Here is a 20,877-nt window from a genome sequence, read left to right as displayed (position 1 = left end):
CCAGAACGTTTCCGTCGTGGAAGCCTCTCTCAATTCCCTAAGCAAGAATGAGAATCGCATTTCCACGAATCCACGTCAAGAGTCTTTGGCATCGTTTTGATGAGCAGATTTCTTTTGCCTGACGAAAGGTGAAGGAAAATGGATAGTGGACATGTGACGACGCCCTTCGGGCGGCGATCGTTGTCGCTTGGCATGCTCGCGAGTCAGATGGCGTCGCGCGAGATCGAGCCAGGTATTTCGATCGACAAGTGGAAGCTTTATCGCTCGCTCTGCGAGGCGAGGCCGTTGCTTGGTATCAATGACCGCGCACTGGCGGTAATGAACGCGCTTTTAAGTTTCTATCCCCATAATGAGCTGGCCGAAGACAATGGCCTGATCGTCTTTCCGTCCAATGCGCAACTGTCGCTCAGAGCCCACGGCATGGCCGAGCAGACGATCCGCAGGCATCTTGCCGCGCTGATCGACGCCGGTCTTTTGGTGCGGAAGGATAGCGCCAATGGCAAACGTTACGCTCGCAAGGGGCGCGGTGGCCAGATTTCCGAGGCATTCGGCTTTTCCTTGGCACCCTTGCTCGCGAGGGCTTGCGAAATCGAGCAGCTTGCTGCCGACGTCGCGGCCGAGCGGCTGCACCTGCAGCATCTGCGCGAGCGGCTGACGGTGTGTCGGCGCGATATCACCAAGCTGATTGAGACAGCGGTCGAAGAAGGGATTGACGGTGACTGGCAGGGCAGTGTCGCGACCTTGAAGTCTGCGCTGGCGAAGCTGCCGCGTATTCCAAGCGCCACGCAGGTCGAAGACGTGCTCACCGAGCTCGGCCTAATCCGCGACGATGTTCTCAACACGTTGGAATCGCAGATAAATGCACAAAAACCAGGCGGCAATGCCCATCAAGATGAGCGGCAAATACATAATTCAAATACCTATTCTAACTTTGAATCTGAACCTGGCTTCGAAAAGAAGCTGGGCGCGAGACCGGCACAAGACGGCGCGCCAATTACCGAGCAGGGAGATGAAAAGCAGCAATTGGACAGGCGGAGATCCAGACCAGCCGCGGAGAGCGCGACCGCTGACTTTAGATCATTTCCGTTGGGGCTAGTCCTCCGGGCCTGCCCGCAGATATCCGACTATGCGAAGGGCGGTGTTGTGTCGAGCTGGCGCGATTTGATGTCGGCCGCAGTGGTGGTTCGAACGATGCTCGGAGTCACCCCGTCGGCTTATCAGGACGCGTGCGCGACAATGGGGCCGGAAAACGCGGCTACGGTAATAGCCTGCATTCTCGAGAGGGGAGGGCACATCAACTCCGCAGGCGGGTATCTGCGCGACCTGACCAGACGATCCGAGCGCAACGAGTTCAGTCTTGGACCGATGTTAATGGCGCTCGTGCGTGCCAACGGTGCGGCGAGCGGGCGTCTCGTGGCATGAGCCTCACAGATGCTGTTGACCAGTTGGGGACCGGCGGCCGAAAGCGCGGGCACCACTACAGTGACGTCGATCGCGAGGTTGGTCTCATTACTTGTCCTCGGCCAGGAAATAGTGGCGGCTGCCGTCTGACAACCGATCAGGACCGGATGACATCGATCACTGTCTTTTGCCAGGGCCATTGCAGCTCGGTGGGGGTACATCGACGGCGCGCGACAAGCCGGTGACCGCAGATGGCAAGGCGGAGCAGCCGATATGACTTGCCCCTCTTCCCGAACACTGCAAATGGCACGCGCCAAAAGCCCGATCTAAATTGGCGGGATGGGTGGACTGGTATCGAAGACGGCGCCGTAGAGCTCCATCATCGCATCGACCGTGTCCTTGTGGTCGGCAAACGGCGAGACGGGTCCCGCGTCAAATTCGCCCGGCGCAATGCGGTCGAAGATTGCGTAGCAGATCTCGCCGTTATTGTACCGTGACCGGTATGCGAGACCATCGAGATCGCTGAACTCCGCATGGAGTGCAAGCGCCAATGCCCGCGAGGGAGCATAATTATCAACGCTGATTTCGCTGGCGTCGATCTGGTGAAATTGCAGGCCGTCGTCGAACAGCTTGGCAAGGGCAAGAGGCCGCGAGGGGCGCAAAATACTCCAGCCGCGCTCCTCGACGCTGGCACGCCGTAAGATCCGACCGACCGGCCGGCGCAATACGGTCTCGACAAAGGCGCCTTCCAGGTGTTCGGCGGCATAAAGAACCCGATACTCCTGGTCTGGCGCATCGAAGCGGTTCTGAGGGCGGCTCCCGGGAGCAGGTCCAAAGAAGACCGGTCCCCGATTGAGCGCATGCACGCGCACAAGACCGTGGCCGGCCGGAAGCGTGATGGCACGCAGACCAGACACAAAACGCGAGGCAACCACGATTATGCCTCTCCCTCTATTCCGAGATAGGCTTCGGCTGCGGAGACGACGTCATCGACCTTGCCATCGATCAGCGCGAGTCGCGGCGTCGTGCCAAGGTTTGGATCCTGTTCGATCAAGAATTGCAACGCAGACCAGCCACCGGCTGTCTTGAACAGCTTGAGGACTTTGGGCAGGCCGTCGATCCAGGTCAGAGACTTTCCGGTGCTGACCCATTGTGCCAATGGCAGAACGAGTTCGCTTCCCTGCATAAGCGCAAGTGCGGATCCAGTCTTGGCCCGTTTGTGCAGGGCCTGTCGGGAGATGCCGAGACGGTCGGCGGCCGCCGTGAGCGACAAGCCGCCGCCGGCCCGCGTCAAAAGATCGGTTTGGACATCGTTTAAGCGCTCCGCAGGAGAGGGCGCCTCAAAACCCTCAATCTCGGCAACAAGCCGCGCGTTCAGTTCAAACTGTTGCGTTGCAAGCTCCAAGTGAAGGGCGAGTTCGTGGAATGCGCGCGGCCGGTCCACCTGGCACAGCCGCTGGAGTTCCCAGCTCGTCTGTGTCAATTCACTCAGCGTCTTGAACGCGTCAAGAGCGAGCGCGGCCGCCCGACCGGTAGGCTCCCACTCGAATTTCAAGGCCTCGCGAACTTCCGCAGATCGGTCGCGGCAACTGATGACCAGATTGTCCATCCATGAGCGCGGCCGGTTGACGCGAACGCGATCGTAACTCGGCCGGAAATGGCCCACCGACCCCTCAATCAGGGCCGAACTGAGCAGCATTGCTCCCTGATCGATGCGCGAAAAAAAGAACGTAAGGCCATAAATCCCCAATGTCCGGGTTTCTGACACACTCATGAAGTTAAGCGGAAGTGAGTTCGAAAGGTATGATCTGTCATTTTCGTGGTTGAAGGACCCCACAATAGGCACATTGGCCGGCCCAGCCAGGTAGCGATGCATCCCAAGATCAACCGATTGTGGTCCGAGGCCCCAGGTCTGATGAGAAACTTCTCGTCGCAATGCCCGGTGGATCCATTCGGCAACGCGAAGGCCCTCACGGTTTGCCGCTATCTCGACGTCCGCCCTTATATCCTCTGGAATGCCGGCGGCGATCTGTGGTTCTGCCATGGCCGTATCTCCGTTCCGACGACGCGGGTCTAGGTTGATGGTTGATAATTATATAGAGCAAGCCGTCAACTCTATCAACCTTCGTCAGTCTGTGCCCGATATGGCAGCCAGTGCCTGAACGGGCAGGAGAAATAGAGGGTGAAACAGGGGCAATCAATTAGGGGGCGAGTGATTTACGGTGAGATCCAAGCTGGCGGCATGGAGGGAGAGGAGGGAAGGGGGATTTTTGACGGATTGAGAGGGTTGGAGAGAGGCTCCGGCCGGTCCGTCATGGAGAAACTGACATGGCACAAGCCATCCAGAAAATCACCCTCAGTGCAGCCCGGGATATCCCCTTCAACAAACTGGTGCTTAGCCAGCAGAACGTCCGCAAGATCAAGGCGGGCATCTCGATCGAGGATCTGGCGGAAGACATCGCCCATCGCGGACTGCTGACCAGCCTCAACGTCCGCCCTGAACTCGACGGCGATGGCAACGAGACCGGCATTTACCGCATCCCCGCCGGCGGGCGCCGCTATCGCGCACTTGAGCGCCTGGTGGCGCAGAAGCGTCTGGCCAAAACCGCCGGTGTTCCCTGCATCGTCAGCAAGGGCGAGACGCTCGAAGTCGAGGACTCGCTCGCCGAAAACGTCCAGCGCGTCAGCCTTCATCCGCTCGACCAGTTCCGCGCCTTCCAGACATTGCGCGAGCAGGGGCTTGGTGAGGAGGAGATCGCCGCGCGCTTCTTCGTTTCGGTTGCCACCGTCAGGCAGCGGCAGCGGCTGGCTTCCGTCTCACCGCGGCTTCTCGATCTTTATGCCGAGGACGAGATGACGCTCGAACAGATCATGGCCTTCTCGATCACCAGTGATCACGTCCGCCAGGAGCAGGTGTGGGATACGGTCTCCCGCTCCCATAGCCGGGAGCCTTACTACATCCGCCGACTGCTGACCGAGACCGCGATCCGCGCGAGCGACCGCCGCGCCGTCTATGTCGGCATCGAAGCTTATGAGGCGGCTGGCGGCGTGACGATGCGCGATCTGTTCGACCAGGATCAGGGCGGATGGTTGCAGGATCCGGCGCTGCTCGAGCAGCTCGTGATGGAAAAGCTCAAGGCCGACGCCGAGGCGATCCAGGTGAGCGAAGGCTGGAAATGGGCCGAAGCGGCCTTCGACTTCCCCTACGGCCACACGTCCGGTCTGCGCCGCTTCTACGGCGAGCAGGCGGAGATGACTGAAGAGGAACTGGCGCGCTACGATGCCACGCGTGCCGAATACGACAAGCTCGACGCGGAATATGCTGAAGCGGACGAGTACTCGGAGACGACCGAGCGGAAGCTGGAGGAGCTTGGTGCAGAGCTCGACCGGCTCAATGACCGGCCATACGTGTTCAATCTGCAGGAGGTCGCACGCGGTGGTCTCTTCGTCTCGCTTGGCGCCGGTGGCGAGCTTAAAATTGAACGAGGCTTCGTGCGACCGGAGGACGAACCGAAAGAAGAGACTGATCCCTCGGATAATGTCGTTCACGATGATGGCGATCATGGCAGTGATCGTCCGGTAGGCGGCTCCGTCGTCGGGGACACACAACCGGACGACGAGGACGAAACGATCAAACCGCTTCCCGATCGCCTTGTCCTTGATCTGACGGCGGCCCGCACAATCGCTTTGCGCAATGCGCTCGCGAACGATCCGGTTATTGCCTTCATCGCGGTTCTGCACGCCTTCGTCCTGAAGATCTTCTATGTCTACGGCTCGGATTCATGCCTGGAGGTAACGCTGCAAAGTGCCCGCTTCAGCCAGACGCCGGGCCTCGGCGATACGGTCTGGGCGAAGGAGATCGATCAGCGGCAGGAAGGCTGGGGCCAGGATCTCCCCAAGGATCCGAACGATCTTTGGGATTTCCTGATCACGCTCGACGAGGTCAGCCGCCAGGCGCTGTTTGCCCATTGCGCGTCGCTTTCGGTCAACGCGGTGATCGAACCCTGGAACAAGCGGACCCGGGCGATCGCCCATTCCGAGCAGCTGGCCCGCTCGATCGGCTTCGACATGGTGGAAGCCGGCTGGACGCCGACCGCCGACAACTATCTCGGCCGCGTCACCAAGGCGCGTATCCTGCAGGCCGTCCGAGAAGCCAAGGGCGACCAGGCGGCGGAACTGATCGGCCATCTCAAGAAGACCGACATGGCTCGCGAGGCCGAGCGGCTGATGACAGGCTGCGGCTGGTTACCGGAACCGCTTCGCATGACGAGTGACGACGGCATCAGCGAAAGCGGCGCTACCGCCGACGATGCCTCCCTCGGTTCCGATGAGGGTGAGACTCCGTCCGAACTCTCCGACCTGCCGGCCTTCCTGCTCGACCAGCCGGAAACACCGGACGATGACGCCAGCGATACCGAAACCGGGATCGACGGCGAGCATCTCGAAGCCGCCGAATAGCGTCACAAGCATCACATCATCTGACCCGATCGCCGTTGCGGTCGGGTCTTCCTTGCAAAACAGCCCGGCCATCGCGCCGGGTTTTCCGTTTCAGGAGGCATCCATGCCTGACTTCACCATCGAGACTACCTATCACCTGCCAGTCTTCCGGCATCGCACCTATGCGGCCGACACATTGGATGCGGCGTGCCTTGCCGCCATCGACGACGACAGCTGGGATATCGCCGAGAAGGACTTCGATTCCTCCGGTCCAGTTCATATCACCGGGATCTGGGACGGCACACATGCGGCCTATGCAGGTCCGCCGCTCCAGATCCCGCAGCAGTTCGACGAACCTGTCCAGCGCCGGGCGCGTCATTTCGAGATCCTGCTCGGACTGTTGAAGATATTGTTGGATGACATCCGCGCGGCCCGCCCATCGTCGCCCAAATGGCTCGCCCGATCTGCCTGGGCGATTGCCCGAGGAGAAGCCATTCTCGCGAGCGACCCGGATCCCGAAGAGCCAGTCGACCTACCCAAGCCTTCCCACCTCCTGATCAGGCTGCAGGAGGATCGTGTGCGCGACGCAATCGCGGCCGTGCTCGAGGTGGACCCGAGTTTTAGGGGTCTAACACCCCAGACAGTGACCGACGACGAGGTCCATGCGGCATGCGTTTCCATCGCCACCACGATGGATTTTTCCGACGCACTCGGAACTGCCGAATTCCAGGCGGCGCTCTCGGCGATCCGGTTGGCGCACCGCCGGCTGGCTTCCGGCTCCGATTGACCCTTCTTCTTCCCCAGACATCCCTCAACCTCGCCCGGCCACTGCGCCTGGGTTTCTTCTTATGGAGACAGTCCAATGAACTCCCTTGCTTCCACTCACCAGCCCGCTTCCTCCGGCTTCAAGGTCGATATCTCGCGCGGCGAGCGAATCGGCCGCGTTTCGTCGGAATGGTTTTCGCGCCCTGACGACGAGCGATTTCTGTCGCTAACCGATCTCTATGATGCCGTCCGGTCCCGCACCGATCGCGCCCATGCCCGGACGATCGAAAGTGCCGCGATCCGCGTCGAAGCAACACGCGACAATGCGGAGCGGCTTGAGCTTCTCGTTCCAGGTCAGCGCCAACCGATCGCACCGACCCACTGGAGCTACGGCCAGCTCTGCAGTCTTGTCGGCGCCCCGGCCACCTATATGCGGCAACTGCCGGCGCCGCTTGCGGCGATCAACCTGCAGCACGGCCTGCTCAACCACCGCGCCGAACTGGTCAAGACCCTGGAGATGGACGATGGCCGGCTCGAACTGCGAGCTGTCACCGGACCCGAATACGGCCGCATCTGGGATCATGAACTGGTCTCCGCCGTGATGAAGATCGCCGGCAACGGCACCGGCGACACGATGTGGAAAGTGCCGGGCGTGTTGGATTGGGCAACGATGACCCACAATCCCTTCGTCGACATCACCAAGGATACGACGACGCTCTATGCCAGCGACCGTGACGTCTTCCTGTTCCTGGTGGACGACACCCACCCGATCGAAGCCGGGCGGCTGCCGAACGGCGACCCAGACCTCTATTTCCGCGGCTTCTATGCCTGGAACTCGGAAGTTGGATCGAAGACCCTCGGCATCGCCTCTTTCTATCTCCGGGCGGTTTGTGCCAACCGCAATCTTTGGGGCACGGAGAACTTCGAGGAGATCACCATCCGCCATTCGAAGTTCGCGGCCCAGCGCTTTGCGCATGAGGCAGCACCCGCGCTGACCAGCTTTGCCAATTCGTCGCCGGCGCCTTTCATCGCCGGCATCAAGGCGGCACGCGAGCGCATCGTCGCGCGTGAGGATGACGACCGCGAAACCTTCCTGCGTCGGCGCGGCTTTTCAAAGGCCGAGTCCGGCAAGGTGATCGAGATGGTCTTGTCGGAGGAGGGGAGACCGCCGGAATCGATCTTCGATTTCGTGCAGGGCATCACCGCGCTGGCGCGCACGAAAACCAATCAGGACACGCGCCTCGATCTGGAAGGCAAGGCGAAGAAGCTGCTGGAGAGTGCCTCCTGACATGGTCATGCGCGCCTGGCTCAGACCCGGCCGCGTCCACAAACCCAATCGCAGTCATCCCAGAGCCCGGTCAAGCGCCGGGCCTCATTTTGTTTGGAGAATCCCAATGGCTATTCCCGATCATGCCCGCGCGAACTTCGACACGCTGCTGCGCGCCGCGTCCGACGGTAATCTTGCTCTTATCGAATGTCTCGATGCCGCCACACGCGAGCCACGTTACGTGCTTTGCGCCGTTGGCCGCAACGGCGGCGATTATGTCTTCACGCCATTCGGCCGTCTCGCTGACGGCGATCCATACGGCGCCTATCTGCCGCCCGATCCCGACGATCCAACCAGCTTCATGGTTGGGCCGGCAACCTAACCCACGATGATCGCCGACAGTTTAGCTGGCGATCCCCGATCCTGACTGGCTGCCCGATTTCGCTCCTCCGACCAGTTCGACAGAGCGCTGGACCCGGCCGTTCTTTCCTCACCCCTGGAGCATCCTTCGATGAATATCATCTCGCATCCTCAAACCGTTTCCGCCCCTTCGCGCCTCGAGACCAAAAGCCGCGCTGGCAAACTTATAGAAGCTGCCGGTCGGATCGCCTCGCTTTTGGAGCAAGGCAAAATTGTCACTTCAGGCGACCTCCGGCAGATCATGATCGCGGCCCTTGGCGGCAGCGACGCCGAAGGCCTCTGGCTCTGGAAAGACGCCTATGAGGCGACCGAAGCCGCTCAGGTTCTGTTCCTGCGCAAGTTCGGGCCATCGATCGTTTCCCGCCCCCATTCGCCCCAATTGACATTGGCGATGCTGACGAAGGTGGCGAACCTCCTGCCGACCCATGCACGCCGATCCGAGGAGAGCCAGGCCCTGCAGCAGTTCTCGACCCCGATCCCGCTCTCCTATGTAGCATCTCGTGCTGCCGGCATCACACCTGCTGACACGGTTCTCGAACCGTCGGCTGGAACCGGCCTCATCGCGATCTTCGCGGAACTCGCGGGCGCGCGCCTGGCGCTCAACGAATATGCGGGGATCCGGTGCTCGCTGCTGCAGCGGCTTTTTCCCCGTGTTCCCGTATTCCAACACGATGCGGCGCATATCGACGATTACCTTGACCGTTCTGTTCGGCCAACCGTGGTGCTGATGAACCCGCCATTTTCTGCCGGCGTTCATGTCGAAGGTCGCGTCGTTGACGCCGCCTGGCGGCATCTGACCTCCGCCTTCGCTCGCTTAGCCCCCGGCGGCCGGCTCGTCACGATCACCGGCACAAGCCTTTCTCCCGACAATCTCGCGTGGCGCGACGCCTTCGTTCGGCTGCAGGAGCAGGGCACGGTTCTGTTCACCGCGGCAATCGACGGCAGCATCTACGCCCGCCATGGAACCACGATGGAAACCCGCTTGACCGTCATCGACAAGATACCGGCGGAAGATCCGTCAGAGTTTGTGACCCCGAGCGGAACAGCACACGATCTCGACCTGTTGCTTGCTTGGATCGCCGATCTTCCACCGCGCCAGCCTTCTCTGGCGCGAATTCTGAGCGGCGCACGCTCCAGCGATAGTCTACACGCCTACCCGGCAGTCGCACTGTCGCATCGCCCGGCCGCCGCGCAGGCACGGCCGGCAGTTATGGCCTCTCCCGCAGCCTTCGATGAAGAGGTCATTGAACTCACCTACGAGCTGCGGGACGCGCAGCCGAAGGACGAGGCCAACGCAGCTGACGGCATCTACGAATCCTACCGGCTGCAGTCGATCCACATCCCGGACGCGAAGCCGCATCCGGACAGGCTGGTCGAGTCGGTCGCAATGGCCTCGGTGGCGCCGCCGAAGCCGACTTATCGCCCGCATCTGCCGCAGCGGATCGTCGCCAGCGGCGATCTTTCCGACGCCCAACTCGAAAGCGTCATCTATGCCGGCGAAGCCCATTCCGGCTATCTTGGCGGGCACTGGAGCGTCGATGCCTCCTTCGACAATCTCAAGGCAGTCACATCCGACGCAGAGCGTGCCGTTCGTTTTCGCCGGGGATGGTTTCTCGGCGACGGGACGGGCGCCGGCAAGGGCCGCCAGGCTGCCGGTATTATTCTCGACAACTGGCTGAAGGGCCGCCGGCGGCATGTCTGGATATCGAAGTCCGACAAGCTGATCGAGGACGCGCAGCGCGACTGGAGCGCGCTCGGGCAGGAAAAGCTGTTGGTGACGCCGCTATCCCGTTTCCGGCAGGGCAAGCCGATCAAGCTGGAGGAAGGCATCCTCTTTACCACCTTTGCCACGCTGCGCACTGACGAGCGAGAAGGCAAGCGATCGCGCGTCCAGCAGATCGTCGATTGGCTCGGCGCCAACTTTGATGGCGTTATCATTTTCGATGAAGGTCATGCCATGGCCAACGCCGCCGGTGGCAAGACGGAGCGCGGCGACAAGGTGGCATCGCAACAAGGCAGGGCAGGGCTACGGCTGCAACGCGCTCTTCCCGATGCCCGCGTCGTCTACGTCTCGGCCACCGGCGCAACAGACGTCGAATCCCTTGCTTACGCCGAACGGCTCGGTCTCTGGGGGAGCAGCGACTTTCCCTTTCCGACCCGTTCCGAGTTCATTGCGGCGATCGAAGACGGTGGCGTCGCTGCGATGGAGGTTCTGGCGAGAGACCTGAAGGCCATGGGTCTCTATGCATCGCGCTCGCTCTCCTTCGAAGGTGTCGAATACGAGATCTTCGAACACGAACTCACCGAGGAACAGATCCGCATCTACGACTCCTATGCAGAGGCGTTCCAGGTGATCCACAACCATCTCGATGCCGCGATGGAAGCCTCCGGCATCACTGGTGCGACCAGCGCGGCCGGCAAATCCGTCACGCTGAACAAAAATGCCAAGGCTGCTGCGCGCTCCGCCTTCGAAAGCTCGAAGCAGCGCTTCTTCAATCATCTCCTGACGTCGATGAAGACGCCAGCTCTTCTCAAAGCGACTGCAGCAGACCTGGAGGACGGTCATGCTGCCATCGTCCAGCTCGTCTCGACGGGGGCAGCGCTGACCGAGCGCCGGCTAGCACAGATCCCGACCGAGGAATGGGGCGATCTGCAGGTCGACGTGACGCCGCGGGAATATGTCATCGATTACCTCATGCACTCCTTTCCGGTGCAGCTCTTCGAGGAATTTTCCGACGCCGACGGCAATCTCAGTTCCCGGCCGGTTCATGACGCGAACGGCAACCCCGTCATCTGCCGGGAGGCCGAACGTCGCCGCGACGAACTGGTCGAAACGCTCGGGAGCCTGCCGGCGATCCCGACGGCGCTCGACCAGATCGTCCAGCACTTCGGAACCGGGAAGGTGGCCGAAATCACCGGCCGGTCACGTCGCATCGTCCGCCGCGAGGACAGCACCTCTATCACGCGCTATGCCGTGCAGACTCGGCCCGGCAGCGCCAATCTCGACGAGGCCCGCGCCTTCATGGACGACGAGAAAGGCATTCTGGTCTTCAGCGACGCCGGTGGAACCGGCAGATCCTACCACGCTGATCTCGCCGCAAGGAATCAGCGCCTGCGCTTGCATAACCTTCTCGAAGCCGGGTGGCGTGCCGACGTGGCGATCCAGGGGCTCGGGCGCAGCCATCGCACCAACCAGAAGCAGCCGCCGCGCTTTCGGATGATCGCCACCAATGTCAAGGCAGAACGGCGCTTCCTCTCGACGATCGCCCGGCGTCTCGACACGCTCGGCGCCATCACCCGTGGTCAACGCCAGACCGGCGGGCAGGGCATTTTCCGGTCCGAAGACAATCTCGAATCCCAATATGCCCGCGACGCACTGCGGCAATTCTACGGACTGCTGCATGCCGGCAGGATCGAAGGCTGCTCGCTCGACAGATTCGAAAACATCACCGGCCTGTCGCTGACATCGGAGGAGGGCGGATTGAAGGATGAGCTGCCGCCGATCCAGACCTTCCTCAATCGCATGTTGGCATTGACGATCGCCATGCAGAACGTGCTGTTCGAGGCTTTCGAGCAGTTGCTCGCCGCCCGCATCGAGGGGGCGATCGCCGCCGGCGTCTATGACAAGGGCCTGGAGACGATTACCGCCGACAGCATGACGGTCACCGAGCGCCGGCTGATCTACACGCATCCCGTCACCGGCGCGCAGTCGCACTTGCTGACGATCGAACGCCGGGATCGCCATGCGCCGATGCAGTTCCAGGAGGTTCAAAGCCTCGTCGGGCAGGATCCACGCGCCAGGCTGATGATCAACGGCAAGTCGGGCCGGCCCGCGGTGATGGTCCCGACCCGCTCGATCATGCTGGATGACGGCTCCATTCAACCGCGCGTCTCACTGATCCGGCCGATGGACGAGCTGCGCTTCGAGGTCCGGCAGCTCGAAGAGACATCCTGGGAGGAAGCCGACGAACAAGCTTTTGCCCTCGCGTGGAATACCGAGGTCGCGGCGGTGCCGGAATTCTCGACCTCGACGATGCACATCGTCAGCGGGTTGCTCCTGCCAATCTGGAAATTGCTGCCGCAGGATTTCTGCCGGGTGCGGCGGCTGCAGACCGATGACGGAGAGCGGATCGTTGGCCGTGTCATTGCTCCGGATCGGCTGGCCGGGCTTTGCCGCAACTTCGGGATCGATCAGACCGACGTGCTAACCCCCGCCCAGGCCTGGGCATCGCTCGTCGACGGATCCTCTATCGTCGGCCTCGCCGGCGACATGACGCTCCGCCGCGTGCGCGTCATGAACGAATACCGCGTCGAACTGAACGGCTTCACCGATGGCATGCGTGACTGGCTGCGGTCGATCGGGCTGTTTTCCGAGATGATCAATTGGAAGCTGCGCTTCTTCGTGCCTGTCACAGATGAGGGTTCGGAGATCCTGTCGAAGCTGATTGAGCGCCATCGCCTCGTCGATGTCGCACGGCGATAACGGAGGTCCGCATGCTTTCCGCTTCTGATCTGGCGGATCGTCTCGCGCAGGACGCGGAGGCGGTCTGCCGCCACTATCTCTCCGCCGGCCGCCGGGCCGGCAATTACTGGCTCGTCGGCGATGTCGGCAACAACAAGGGCCGCTCGCTCTATGTCCATCTGAGCGGTCCCCGCGCCGGCCGATGGACGGATGCGGCGACCGGCCAATCTGGCAATCTGCTCGACCTCGTCCGCGAGACCTGCGGCCTCGTCGACTTCCGCGACGTTGCAGACGCGGCGCGTCAGTTCCTCAGCCTGCCTCGACCCAAGCCGCTGCCATTTGGCAAGGGCGACACCGATGAACCTCAACCGATTGAACGGCCAGCGTCTGAGCGCGCCAGGCGTCTGTTTCGGATGACACAGCCGCTGGCCGGCACATTGGCTGATGCCTATCTCCGCGAGCGCGGTATCCTGAGGGCATCCACCCATGCGGCGCTCCGTTTCCACCCGTCGTCCTACTATCGCGACCTCGTCACAGGCCGGATGAGCAGCTATCCCGCGCTGATCGCCGCCGTGACCGACTGTGCCGGCGCGATCACCGGCGTCCACCGCACCTGGCTAGATCCCGAGGGCGTCGGCAAGGCGAAGGTCGACGATCCGCGCCGCGCGCTTGGCGGGCTCCTCGGGAATGGCGTCCGCTTCGGTTTTCCGGTCAATGCACCTGTCGCGGTGATGGCGGCAGGCGAGGGGCTTGAGACCATGCTGTCGCTATCGCATGTCATGCCCGGCATGCCGCTGGTGGCGGCGCTCACGGCCAATCACCTTGCCGCCTTCCGCTTCCCGCCGGAATGCCGGCGCGTTTACATCGCCGCCGACGCGGATGCCGCCGGCCGACATGGGATCGAAGCATTGAGCCGCCGGGCACAGGAAGAGGGAATCCTGCCGCTGGTGCTGTCGCCTGAGCTCGGCGACTTCAACGAGGATCTTCGCTGGCTGGGCCCGGACCGGCTAACGGCAAGCCTCAGGGCTCAACTCGTCCCGGAAGACGCGATGGCATTCCTGCCGGCGTGAGTCTGGGCGCAGAGGCAGGGGAGGGGTTCGGGCGCTGCCGGCGAATGCGGTACATTGGCCTCATTCCGGATGGGCGCGCGCCCGCGGGCCTGCCGAGAGGCGACCCTTACCACGCGGGCCTCGGCCTTCAGCGGGTCGGTCACGTTTCTTCCCCTGCCGGGCCATGTTTGCGCATCGGCTTTTCCGAAAACCGGTTCCCAATTTTCGGGCCGATGCGATGGCCGCCATTCCTCGCGGATCAAGAAACCCTCCCTCCGCCGCCCGGCGCTTCGCTGGGCCGCGGCACTTCGCTTGCGGTTCCGGCCTCGGCCCGCGTGAACGGGTTCGCCGTCAGGCCGCGAGAGGCGCGGCCCAAACCGATGGAGACCATCATGGACCTGATCCTTCAGCCCGACGACACCTTCGAGCCCCACCACGCGTCTTCCCCGACCGATCGCTTCATCTACGAGATGCAGGTCTTCGGCTATCGCCCCTTCCAGGACGAGCCCGACCCACGGCCATTGCCGGAGGAGCCGCAGGTCCAGTCTTCGATCACCACGATCTTCGACGCTCTCGCCGAAATGCTCGGGGACACGCGGCTGGAACCCGATCTCGAAGACCTGTTCTGGTCGATCCCCAATCTCTTCCATCGCGCCGGCGAGCGCATCCAGCGCGAACTCGATCGCAACGAGGAGGCGCAGCGCACCGGCCAGCGCGAGCAGGACGGCTCGGAGGTGAAGAGCGTCGAACTCGAACGCCTCATCGCCGAGGGCATCACGCTGCTTGAACGCCGGAACAGCTTCGAGTTCATGCGCGACTACGCGGCCGACCTGTTCGAGGCGCAGACCGGTTCATCCTGGCGGCCGCGCACCGGCTCCAAGGTCAACCACGCCAACATGACGGCGGCGATGATCGATAGCCGGGACTTCCTCTCCGCCCGCCGGCGCGCCGAAACCGAAGTCCTGATTCCGGCCGGCACCAAGATCGCGTTCGCTGGCGGCATGGACTACAACGACCATGAACGGATCTGGGCGAAGCTCGATCAGGTGCATGCCAAACACACAGATATGGTTTTGATGCATGGCGGCTCGCCGAAAGGGGCCGAACGCATCGCCGCCTGCTGGGCTAAAGCGCGCCGGGTGACGCAGATCACCTTCAAACCCAACTGGACCAAGCACGCCAAGGCGGCGCCGTTCCGGCGCAATGACGAGATGCTGTCGGTCATGCCCGTCGGATTGATCGTCTTTCCCGGAAACGGCATTACCGGCAATCTTGCCGACAAGGCGCGTCGCCTCGGCATTCCGGTCTGGCAGGCTTCATGAGACGGCGCGTGAGCGCCGTTTTTCTTGAAAATATGGAAAACATGGAATATATGGAAGTCTAGCGGAGGCCAGCAACGATGAAGCAGTTCACCACAGGCGACCTGAACAAACAGATCGGCGATATTACCGATGCGGCAAGCCGCGAACCGGTCATGCTCACCCGCCACAAGAAGCCTCGCTTTGTGCTGATGAGTTACGAGCACTACGAGCGCATGCGCACGGGCGGCGATCCCCGCCGCGCCTATCATATCTCCGAGATGCCCGCCGAGCATGCGGAATTGTTCGACGAGGCGATCGATCGGCTGGCGCGCGGCGAAGGCTACGATGATGAGCCGTGAATTCCGGCCCGGCGAAGTCATTTCCTATCCATATCTCTGGGCCTGGCAGCAGCAGCGCGGCGAAACCGAAGGCCGCAAGCAGCGCCCGGTCTGCGTCGTCATCGCCATCCGAAGCGCCTCCGATGGGAATACCCATCTGGCCCTTCTCGCCATCACCACGCAGTCGCCGCAGACCGGTCGGGCCGCTCTGGAGATCCCGGAGATCGAGCGTAAGCGCGCGGGCTTAAGCGATCTGAAGCAGTGCTGGATCATGGCCGACGAATACAATTACGACATCGTCGAACTCTCCTGGTACATCGAGTCAGATCAGGACGTCCTCGGCCGCTTCAGCAAACCCTTCATGGTGAAGATCGCCAGGCTGTTCGCGGAGGCGCGTGGCAGATCCGGCCGGGTCAACCGCCTCGATTGAGCCGCGATCGAAAGCGGTGATCATGCGGGACATCTCCGGCGGCTCCCTCTCCGTTGGAGGCGGTCCTCACGACGCGACTCTCCGACTGCCGAGTGTTTGCGGCAGCTACCGTTTCCGGATCATCATTGGCGCGAGAGCGATGCCTGGAAATCAAGCCGGTGTCGTGACCCTTATTCAACTTCAACCGAGCTGTAGTCCCGCCACAGCGTACGGCAATTCGAGCGCCACACCCACCGAAGCCATTTCTGACAATGACGATGGGACTGGAACTGATGGTCGCTCTCGCCGCGTTCATCTGGTTGAATGCCAGCATCCGTTGACCCGAACACTCACCGACGCAATCGACGAGCGTGGCACTCCGCGGGTCCGCAAAGGGCAGCCACGGTGAGGTCTCCTGCCGACGTCGCAATCAAGGACCATTCCCGTTCTTTATGTCGCCTTTCTAAGGGACCGGCCGCGATCAGCGTCAACCCCGCAAGGGGGTTCCCCTTCGCTAAAGCTTCGGTGACGCCTGCGGCACAGCCCCTTCTTCTGGCGCCATCGGGAATGGTCCCGATACAACGAAGGAGACAATCCCATGGCTACCACGATCGCAACCCTCACCGAAAAGACCGACGGCACTCTCGAAGGCATCTTCGCCACCATCCGGGTCAACGCCCCGATTGCTCTCATCCCGAACGCCAGCAAGGCGAGCGAAGAAGCTCCGGACTATCGCATCATCCATCGCAAGACCGGCTTCGAGATCGGCGCAGGCTGGAATCGCATTTCCCGCCAGACAGGCGAGGAATACATCTCCACGAAGCTCGAAGCGCCCGAAATCGGCGTGATCTTCGGCAACGTCGCCCCGGCGCCCGGCGGTGAGCCCGGCAAGAAGGTCATCCTCTGGAACAGCCCGGCCTGAACCGGACCGCCGGCCCCGACATCGGGGCCGGCGTCCCCATTCCAAAGGAGACCGCCATGAGCCGCTACACGATCACTGTCAGCCGAACCGCATCCCGCCATGCGGACCCGGATGCCATCATCGGCTACGACCGACCGCTTCAGACGTACTTCCTCCAGGCATTTCCGGACGCCGATGGCGAGGATCTTGAACTCTGGCTCGGGACAGACTTCCGCGAGTTCGAAACACTGTCGCTACTGCGGACCGCGGCAATCGCACGCGGTTTCGACTTCATACCGTTGGCCTCGGGCATTCTTCACAAGCTCTTGGACGATCATGCCCGCGAAGCGCATCACGCCGTCAGCGACGCGATCATTCAGGATCTTATCAACGGGACACCCGCTCGCTAACGCACACCGAAAACGAAAATAGCCCGGCACAGCGCCGGGCTATTTTTTTGCCTGGCCGACCAGGCTACTTGTTCAGCGCGTCCTTGAGAGCCTTGGCCGGCGTGAACGCCAGCTTCTTGGCAGCGGCCACCTTTATCGTCGCACCTGTCGCCGGGTTACGCGCTTCGCGCTCAGGCGTCTCCTTCACTTTAAACTTGCCGAAGCCGGGCAGCGACGTTTCGTTACCCGCAACCGCGGCTGCGGTAATAGAGGCGATTACCGCCTCGACGATGGCCTTGCCCTGAACCTTGGTCAGCCCATGCTCGCTTGCGATCTTGTCGGCGATTTCGTTTGTAGTCGTCATATTCTTCTCCGCATCGTGTCAGATGCAGAATCCCTGCCATTGCCGATCGGCGCTGTCATCGACACGCTACGGCAAATGGCGAGGAAAGCCCGGATCTCCACAGTTATTCACGTGGTCAGGTGTAAGATAACCCGAAGACGGGCATCGAGCCCGTCCTCGCGTTCGGGTGCGATACGGAGAGGAGATATCTGCTCAGTCCGTTCGAGGATGCCATGGGAGCATGCCGGTCTCAAGGACGAGCGGTGCCCCCAATTTTGCCTCCGCTCCGGTACCCTGCGCTCCGACAAAATCGGCTCCCCCACTCACCGGCTCCGCCGGTCGCTGACGCGATCCTTGACCCCGCCACGCCCCCATGACCGCGCGCGTCGTCTTTCACAAACGTCAAGGAGACGACGATGCTTCTAGAACAACACATCGAAGAGCTGCGGGCCGAATTGCGAAATGCCGTGTATCCCGACGAACGCCGCGAGATCAAGGTCGAGCTGGAACTCGCCTGCGCCGAGTTGGCGGTAATCATGGCCGAACAGGAGGGCGCAATCGACGCTGAGCCGCCCTTCTGAGGGCGGCTTTCGCCATGTCACCGAGCCTGACGCGCCGGGTCGACTGGCGCGTCTGGCTCGAAGCATCACTTCGCCGGACATCCTTCCGCCATCGGTGAGACAGTCGCCAATCGCGTCAAATGCGATCTCGGACAATATCCGCGCCTCCGCTTCTGCCGCAGAAGTTCAAGGAACAGGCCGACCGCTTCCTCTTCTCTCTGGAAATGATGCACCATCCTCTGCCCTCCTGACCCGATGCGGCCCCACCGGCGCACGACACATACCTCACCGAACAGCGTCGGTTCGATCGACATCGCATAGAACCGTGCCATGTTCTTCCTGGCGTCCGTGCGTTCGACATAGAGCTGGTAGGGCTGTGCGATCATGATGCAAGAATCGGACAGGCCAGACTTTGCGTCCAACGACATATTTGAATCGGTCGCTGTTGATTGATTCATTGCAATGATGGGTTTGTGCGTGACGGGCGAGCCGCCTGCGGCGGACGGTGCTATTCGCTGTCGCTCACCGAACCCCTGGCGGGTTTCGTCCCATTCGGGTGACGCCCGCTCTCGCGGCTGTCGGACCGGCGTGCCACTGTTCCATGACAATGGCCGAGGATAGACTGCATGGCCGGCTGGACGCCGGATACGGACACGGCGCCTGCGGCGCCGTGGTCTAGCTCTCTCTGACGTCTCATTGTGCACCCGCCACTCCGGCGTCACGGACGGCGCGGCTCCTCCAATTTTCCGCCGCCGTCCCTTCGGGCCATCGTCAGAAAATCGGCTCCTCCGCTTGCCGCCGCTGGCGGTCGCGTTCCGCGATCCCTGACCCCTCGCGGCTACGGTGCGGCCTCCTTTCGTCAGAGACGGAAAGGAGACACTGATATGTCCGATACCTGGTACTACGTCCATCAACTCGCAGTGCTTGCGGGCTTGAGGCTCATCGTCCTTGCAAATCGCATCGACTGCGAGGACGAATTCTTGCTCAAACTGCATGACGGGCTCGTTAACGGCCTGGAAGCGGCAATTGCGCGGGTACAATCCATAACGGCGCTGGAGCGCCAGCTCGCCAGCGAGCCGGACGAGGAAGGTCTTGTCGCCTTCCAGCTTCGTGGCGAAGAGGAATGCTTTGCCCGTTTCCTGATCACACTGCTCGATGATTTCGAAATCGACTTCAACACTCACGAGTACCGGGTAAACGGCGGCGAATGGCATAATGCGCTCTCCGCCGATTGCGACGGCATAGAGGTCGCCTATCCGACACTCGTTGCACTCACCGTGGATGAGTTGGGCACGCTCGCCCCGATCGTCGGTGCGATCCGCAATGAGGCGGACATCGCGATCAGCATCGCACACGTCGTCTCCGATTGATGCGGGACGGGAGGCGGCTCTTGCCGTCTCTCGTCTCTTCTGCGAGCTTGACCGCTTCCCGGCATCGAGCCTGCACGCGGTCTTGAGGGGAGAGACTTGCCGCCTCTCCCCTCAACCTCCCCTCTCCCTGTGGTGCGGGTAAAGACCCGCACGGCCTTTCGGTCCGGTAGGCGGACGCTGCCGCGACTTCCCCAAACAACACGGAGAGGAGGATCACCTTGCGCTGCGCCTTCATGCTTTAGGCATCCGCCGCAGGTGGTCCTCCTCTCCTGCGGTGTGCTCTCCGTCGCATCGTTCGCCGGCCATCGATGCCCGTTCCCTACGGTCACGACCATCCCGGCAGCTCACGACGACGGCTCCTTCAGTATCTCTCACCGAACCCATCTGGCCACCGTGCTGTCCCTCCGGCGCGGGTCACAGGCAATCAGCCTGTGACCGCTGTTGCTTTGTCTGGCGACTCGCAACAGCATGGGCGCCTCGGGCACGGCGGCCAGATGGGTTCGGTGAGAGATGGCAGGATAGGCTGTTGGTATACCAACAGCCGTTTTCGCCCGAGGGGCGAGTGTCTGAGTGAGCCCAACCGCATCCGCGTTCGGTCGGGTGCCTGGCCGAGATCGATGTCCGGCGGCGACGCTAGTGGAGCCGGAAAGGGGAGGTGGAGCGGGGGGTGGCCGCCCGGTAGGAATGGCAGGGATCAGCGAACATGCCTCTAAGCGCTTTCGCGATCAGGCGAATAGGTGGTTCGCCCACTACGCGCATCGGCGAATGAGCGAACAGGTGAATGAGTGGACCTGCGAGTGCGCGCCGCGTGCAATGAGCGAATAAGCCGACGCGCAGACAGGTGGATCGGTGACCTCGCGATACGGCAAATCTGCGCGTCGGCGAACGGGTGAATGGGCGGACCGGTCATTGCGCGAATACTGATATGTGCGAATCCGCAAACGAGCTCCTCCGCGATGAGCTCAAACGCGATCACGCTCAATCGGGGAAGGCCCAAACGAGAGAATGAGTGCGGTGAGCAACGAGTGAAATCGCGGATCGGAAGATCGGTGATCGCCGCGCCTTCCGTCGATTGACCTGCGAGTGGTGCCGTTTGCTTCCGCAATATGCGGCTCCATCTGAAAGGCGATGGTTGCCGGTGTTCATCAAGTCGGGCGGCCGGGTCTGGTCGCAAACGTCGTGCGTCACGGCGATGGTCGGGCGAGCACAAAGCTTCGCGCTGCGGCTCCGAGGCTTTGGACCTATGATCGAACCGAATATGTAAACATCAACGCTGGACAGTCGCCGGACAGCGAGCAAATCCGCAGTCGGACGATGTAAAGCGATACTTTCGAGCCGGTTTGCGCTCCTGGGGGCGCGTCGATCCACTCCCGATGGCGGCCACGGAATCGCCGATTTAGTGCTCCGGGCGTCCGCAAACGGCATTCTCCTTTTCCCGCTTGAGCAAACCATTTGCCGCTGATAA

The 20,877-nt window shown here is 62.0% G+C and carries 18 protein-coding genes; 14 read left to right on the top strand and 4 right to left on the bottom strand.

The genetic code is table 11. The features are described 5' to 3' along the window. Window positions 1–138: 138 nt before the first annotated feature. Window positions 139–1,422, top strand: coding sequence for a plasmid replication protein RepC (gene repC / locus ABOK31_RS35220; RefSeq protein WP_349963147.1), 1,284 nt, complete (start codon window positions 139–141; stop codon window positions 1,420–1,422). Between the two features lie 305 nt (window positions 1,423–1,727). Here repC and ABOK31_RS35215 read toward each other — a convergent pair whose 3' ends face one another. Both ABOK31_RS35215 and ABOK31_RS35210 read right to left on the bottom strand, forming a co-directional pair. After that, complete coding sequence (locus tag ABOK31_RS35215) at window positions 1,728–2,336, bottom strand: RES family NAD+ phosphorylase (RefSeq protein ID WP_349963146.1); 609 nt, start codon at window positions 2,334–2,336, stop codon at window positions 1,728–1,730. 2 nt (window positions 2,337–2,338) lie between these two features. Then, a complete protein-coding gene (locus ABOK31_RS35210) occupies window positions 2,339–3,445 on the bottom strand; it encodes a hypothetical protein (RefSeq protein ID WP_349963145.1) in 1,107 nt (368 codons plus the stop codon). Window positions 3,446–3,729: 284 nt separating this feature from the next. Between ABOK31_RS35210 and ABOK31_RS35205 the strand changes: the two genes are divergently transcribed. From ABOK31_RS35205 to ABOK31_RS35155, 11 genes are all read left to right on the top strand, one after another. Continuing rightward, window positions 3,730–5,859: a ParB/RepB/Spo0J family partition protein gene (locus tag ABOK31_RS35205; protein ID WP_349963144.1), complete on the top strand. Its 2,130-nt coding sequence runs from the start codon at window positions 3,730–3,732 to the stop codon at window positions 5,857–5,859. A gap of 103 nt (window positions 5,860–5,962) precedes the next feature. Then, the gene (locus ABOK31_RS35200; RefSeq protein WP_349963143.1) at window positions 5,963–6,625 is read left to right on the top strand and encodes a hypothetical protein; all 663 of its coding nucleotides are present in this window, start codon (window positions 5,963–5,965) and stop codon (window positions 6,623–6,625) included. Between the two features lie 75 nt (window positions 6,626–6,700). Next, window positions 6,701–7,891: a DUF932 domain-containing protein gene (locus ABOK31_RS35195; protein ID WP_349963142.1), complete on the top strand. Its 1,191-nt coding sequence runs from the start codon at window positions 6,701–6,703 to the stop codon at window positions 7,889–7,891. A gap of 106 nt (window positions 7,892–7,997) precedes the next feature. After that, window positions 7,998–8,252 (top strand): DUF6117 family protein, encoded by a 255-nt coding sequence (locus ABOK31_RS35190; protein ID WP_349963141.1) that lies wholly within the window; start codon window positions 7,998–8,000, stop codon window positions 8,250–8,252. 129 nt (window positions 8,253–8,381) lie between these two features. After that, window positions 8,382–12,773 carry a bifunctional class I SAM-dependent methyltransferase/DEAD/DEAH box helicase gene (locus ABOK31_RS35185; protein ID WP_349963140.1) on the top strand — a complete coding sequence of 1,464 codons (4,392 nt, stop codon included), beginning with the start codon at window positions 8,382–8,384 and terminating at the stop codon, window positions 12,771–12,773. An 11-nt stretch (window positions 12,774–12,784) separates the two neighbouring features. After that, window positions 12,785–13,822 carry a toprim domain-containing protein gene (locus ABOK31_RS35180; protein WP_349963139.1) on the top strand — a complete coding sequence of 346 codons (1,038 nt, stop codon included), beginning with the start codon at window positions 12,785–12,787 and terminating at the stop codon, window positions 13,820–13,822. Window positions 13,823–14,193: 371 nt separating this feature from the next. Continuing rightward, window positions 14,194–15,123 (top strand): DUF2493 domain-containing protein, encoded by a 930-nt coding sequence (locus tag ABOK31_RS35175; protein WP_349963138.1) that lies wholly within the window; start codon window positions 14,194–14,196, stop codon window positions 15,121–15,123. Between the two features lie 77 nt (window positions 15,124–15,200). Beyond that, entirely contained in the window at window positions 15,201–15,461 is a 261-nt protein-coding gene (locus ABOK31_RS35170) for a type II toxin-antitoxin system prevent-host-death family antitoxin (protein ID WP_105373410.1), read from the top strand. Further along, the gene (locus tag ABOK31_RS35165) at window positions 15,451–15,870 is read left to right on the top strand and encodes a hypothetical protein (RefSeq protein WP_349963309.1); all 420 of its coding nucleotides are present in this window, start codon (window positions 15,451–15,453) and stop codon (window positions 15,868–15,870) included. The genes ABOK31_RS35170 and ABOK31_RS35165 overlap by 11 nt, the downstream gene beginning before the upstream one ends. 577 nt (window positions 15,871–16,447) lie before the next feature. Further along, the gene (locus ABOK31_RS35160) at window positions 16,448–16,771 is read left to right on the top strand and encodes a DUF736 family protein (RefSeq protein ID WP_349963137.1); all 324 of its coding nucleotides are present in this window, start codon (window positions 16,448–16,450) and stop codon (window positions 16,769–16,771) included. A gap of 56 nt (window positions 16,772–16,827) precedes the next feature. Then, entirely contained in the window at window positions 16,828–17,160 is a 333-nt protein-coding gene (locus tag ABOK31_RS35155; RefSeq protein ID WP_349963136.1) for a hypothetical protein, read from the top strand. Window positions 17,161–17,224: 64 nt separating this feature from the next. Here the strand turns inward: ABOK31_RS35155 and ABOK31_RS35150 are convergent, their stop codons facing one another. Continuing rightward, on the bottom strand, window positions 17,225–17,503 hold the full coding sequence (locus ABOK31_RS35150) for an HU family DNA-binding protein (RefSeq protein ID WP_077981920.1): 279 nt from the start codon (window positions 17,501–17,503) through the stop codon (window positions 17,225–17,227). Between the two features lie 395 nt (window positions 17,504–17,898). On the opposite strand from ABOK31_RS35150, the gene ABOK31_RS35145 reads away from it, so the two are divergent. Then, on the top strand, window positions 17,899–18,063 hold the full coding sequence (locus tag ABOK31_RS35145; protein ID WP_349963135.1) for a hypothetical protein: 165 nt from the start codon (window positions 17,899–17,901) through the stop codon (window positions 18,061–18,063). Between the two features lie 65 nt (window positions 18,064–18,128). Here ABOK31_RS35145 and ABOK31_RS35140 read toward each other — a convergent pair whose 3' ends face one another. Continuing rightward, window positions 18,129–18,464 (bottom strand): WGR domain-containing protein, encoded by a 336-nt coding sequence (locus tag ABOK31_RS35140; protein WP_349963307.1) that lies wholly within the window; start codon window positions 18,462–18,464, stop codon window positions 18,129–18,131. A gap of 462 nt (window positions 18,465–18,926) precedes the next feature. On the opposite strand from ABOK31_RS35140, the gene ABOK31_RS35135 reads away from it, so the two are divergent. Further along, window positions 18,927–19,412 (top strand): hypothetical protein, encoded by a 486-nt coding sequence (locus ABOK31_RS35135; RefSeq protein WP_349963134.1) that lies wholly within the window; start codon window positions 18,927–18,929, stop codon window positions 19,410–19,412. Window positions 19,413–20,877: the final 1,465 nt, after the last annotated feature.

The organism is Rhizobium sp. ZPR4 (assembly GCF_040215725.1).
GTDB lineage: Bacteria > Pseudomonadota > Alphaproteobacteria > Rhizobiales > Rhizobiaceae > Rhizobium > Rhizobium rhizogenes_D.
The sequence above is the reverse complement of the archived record's forward strand: the minus strand, read 5'-3'. Positions and strand labels throughout refer to the sequence as shown.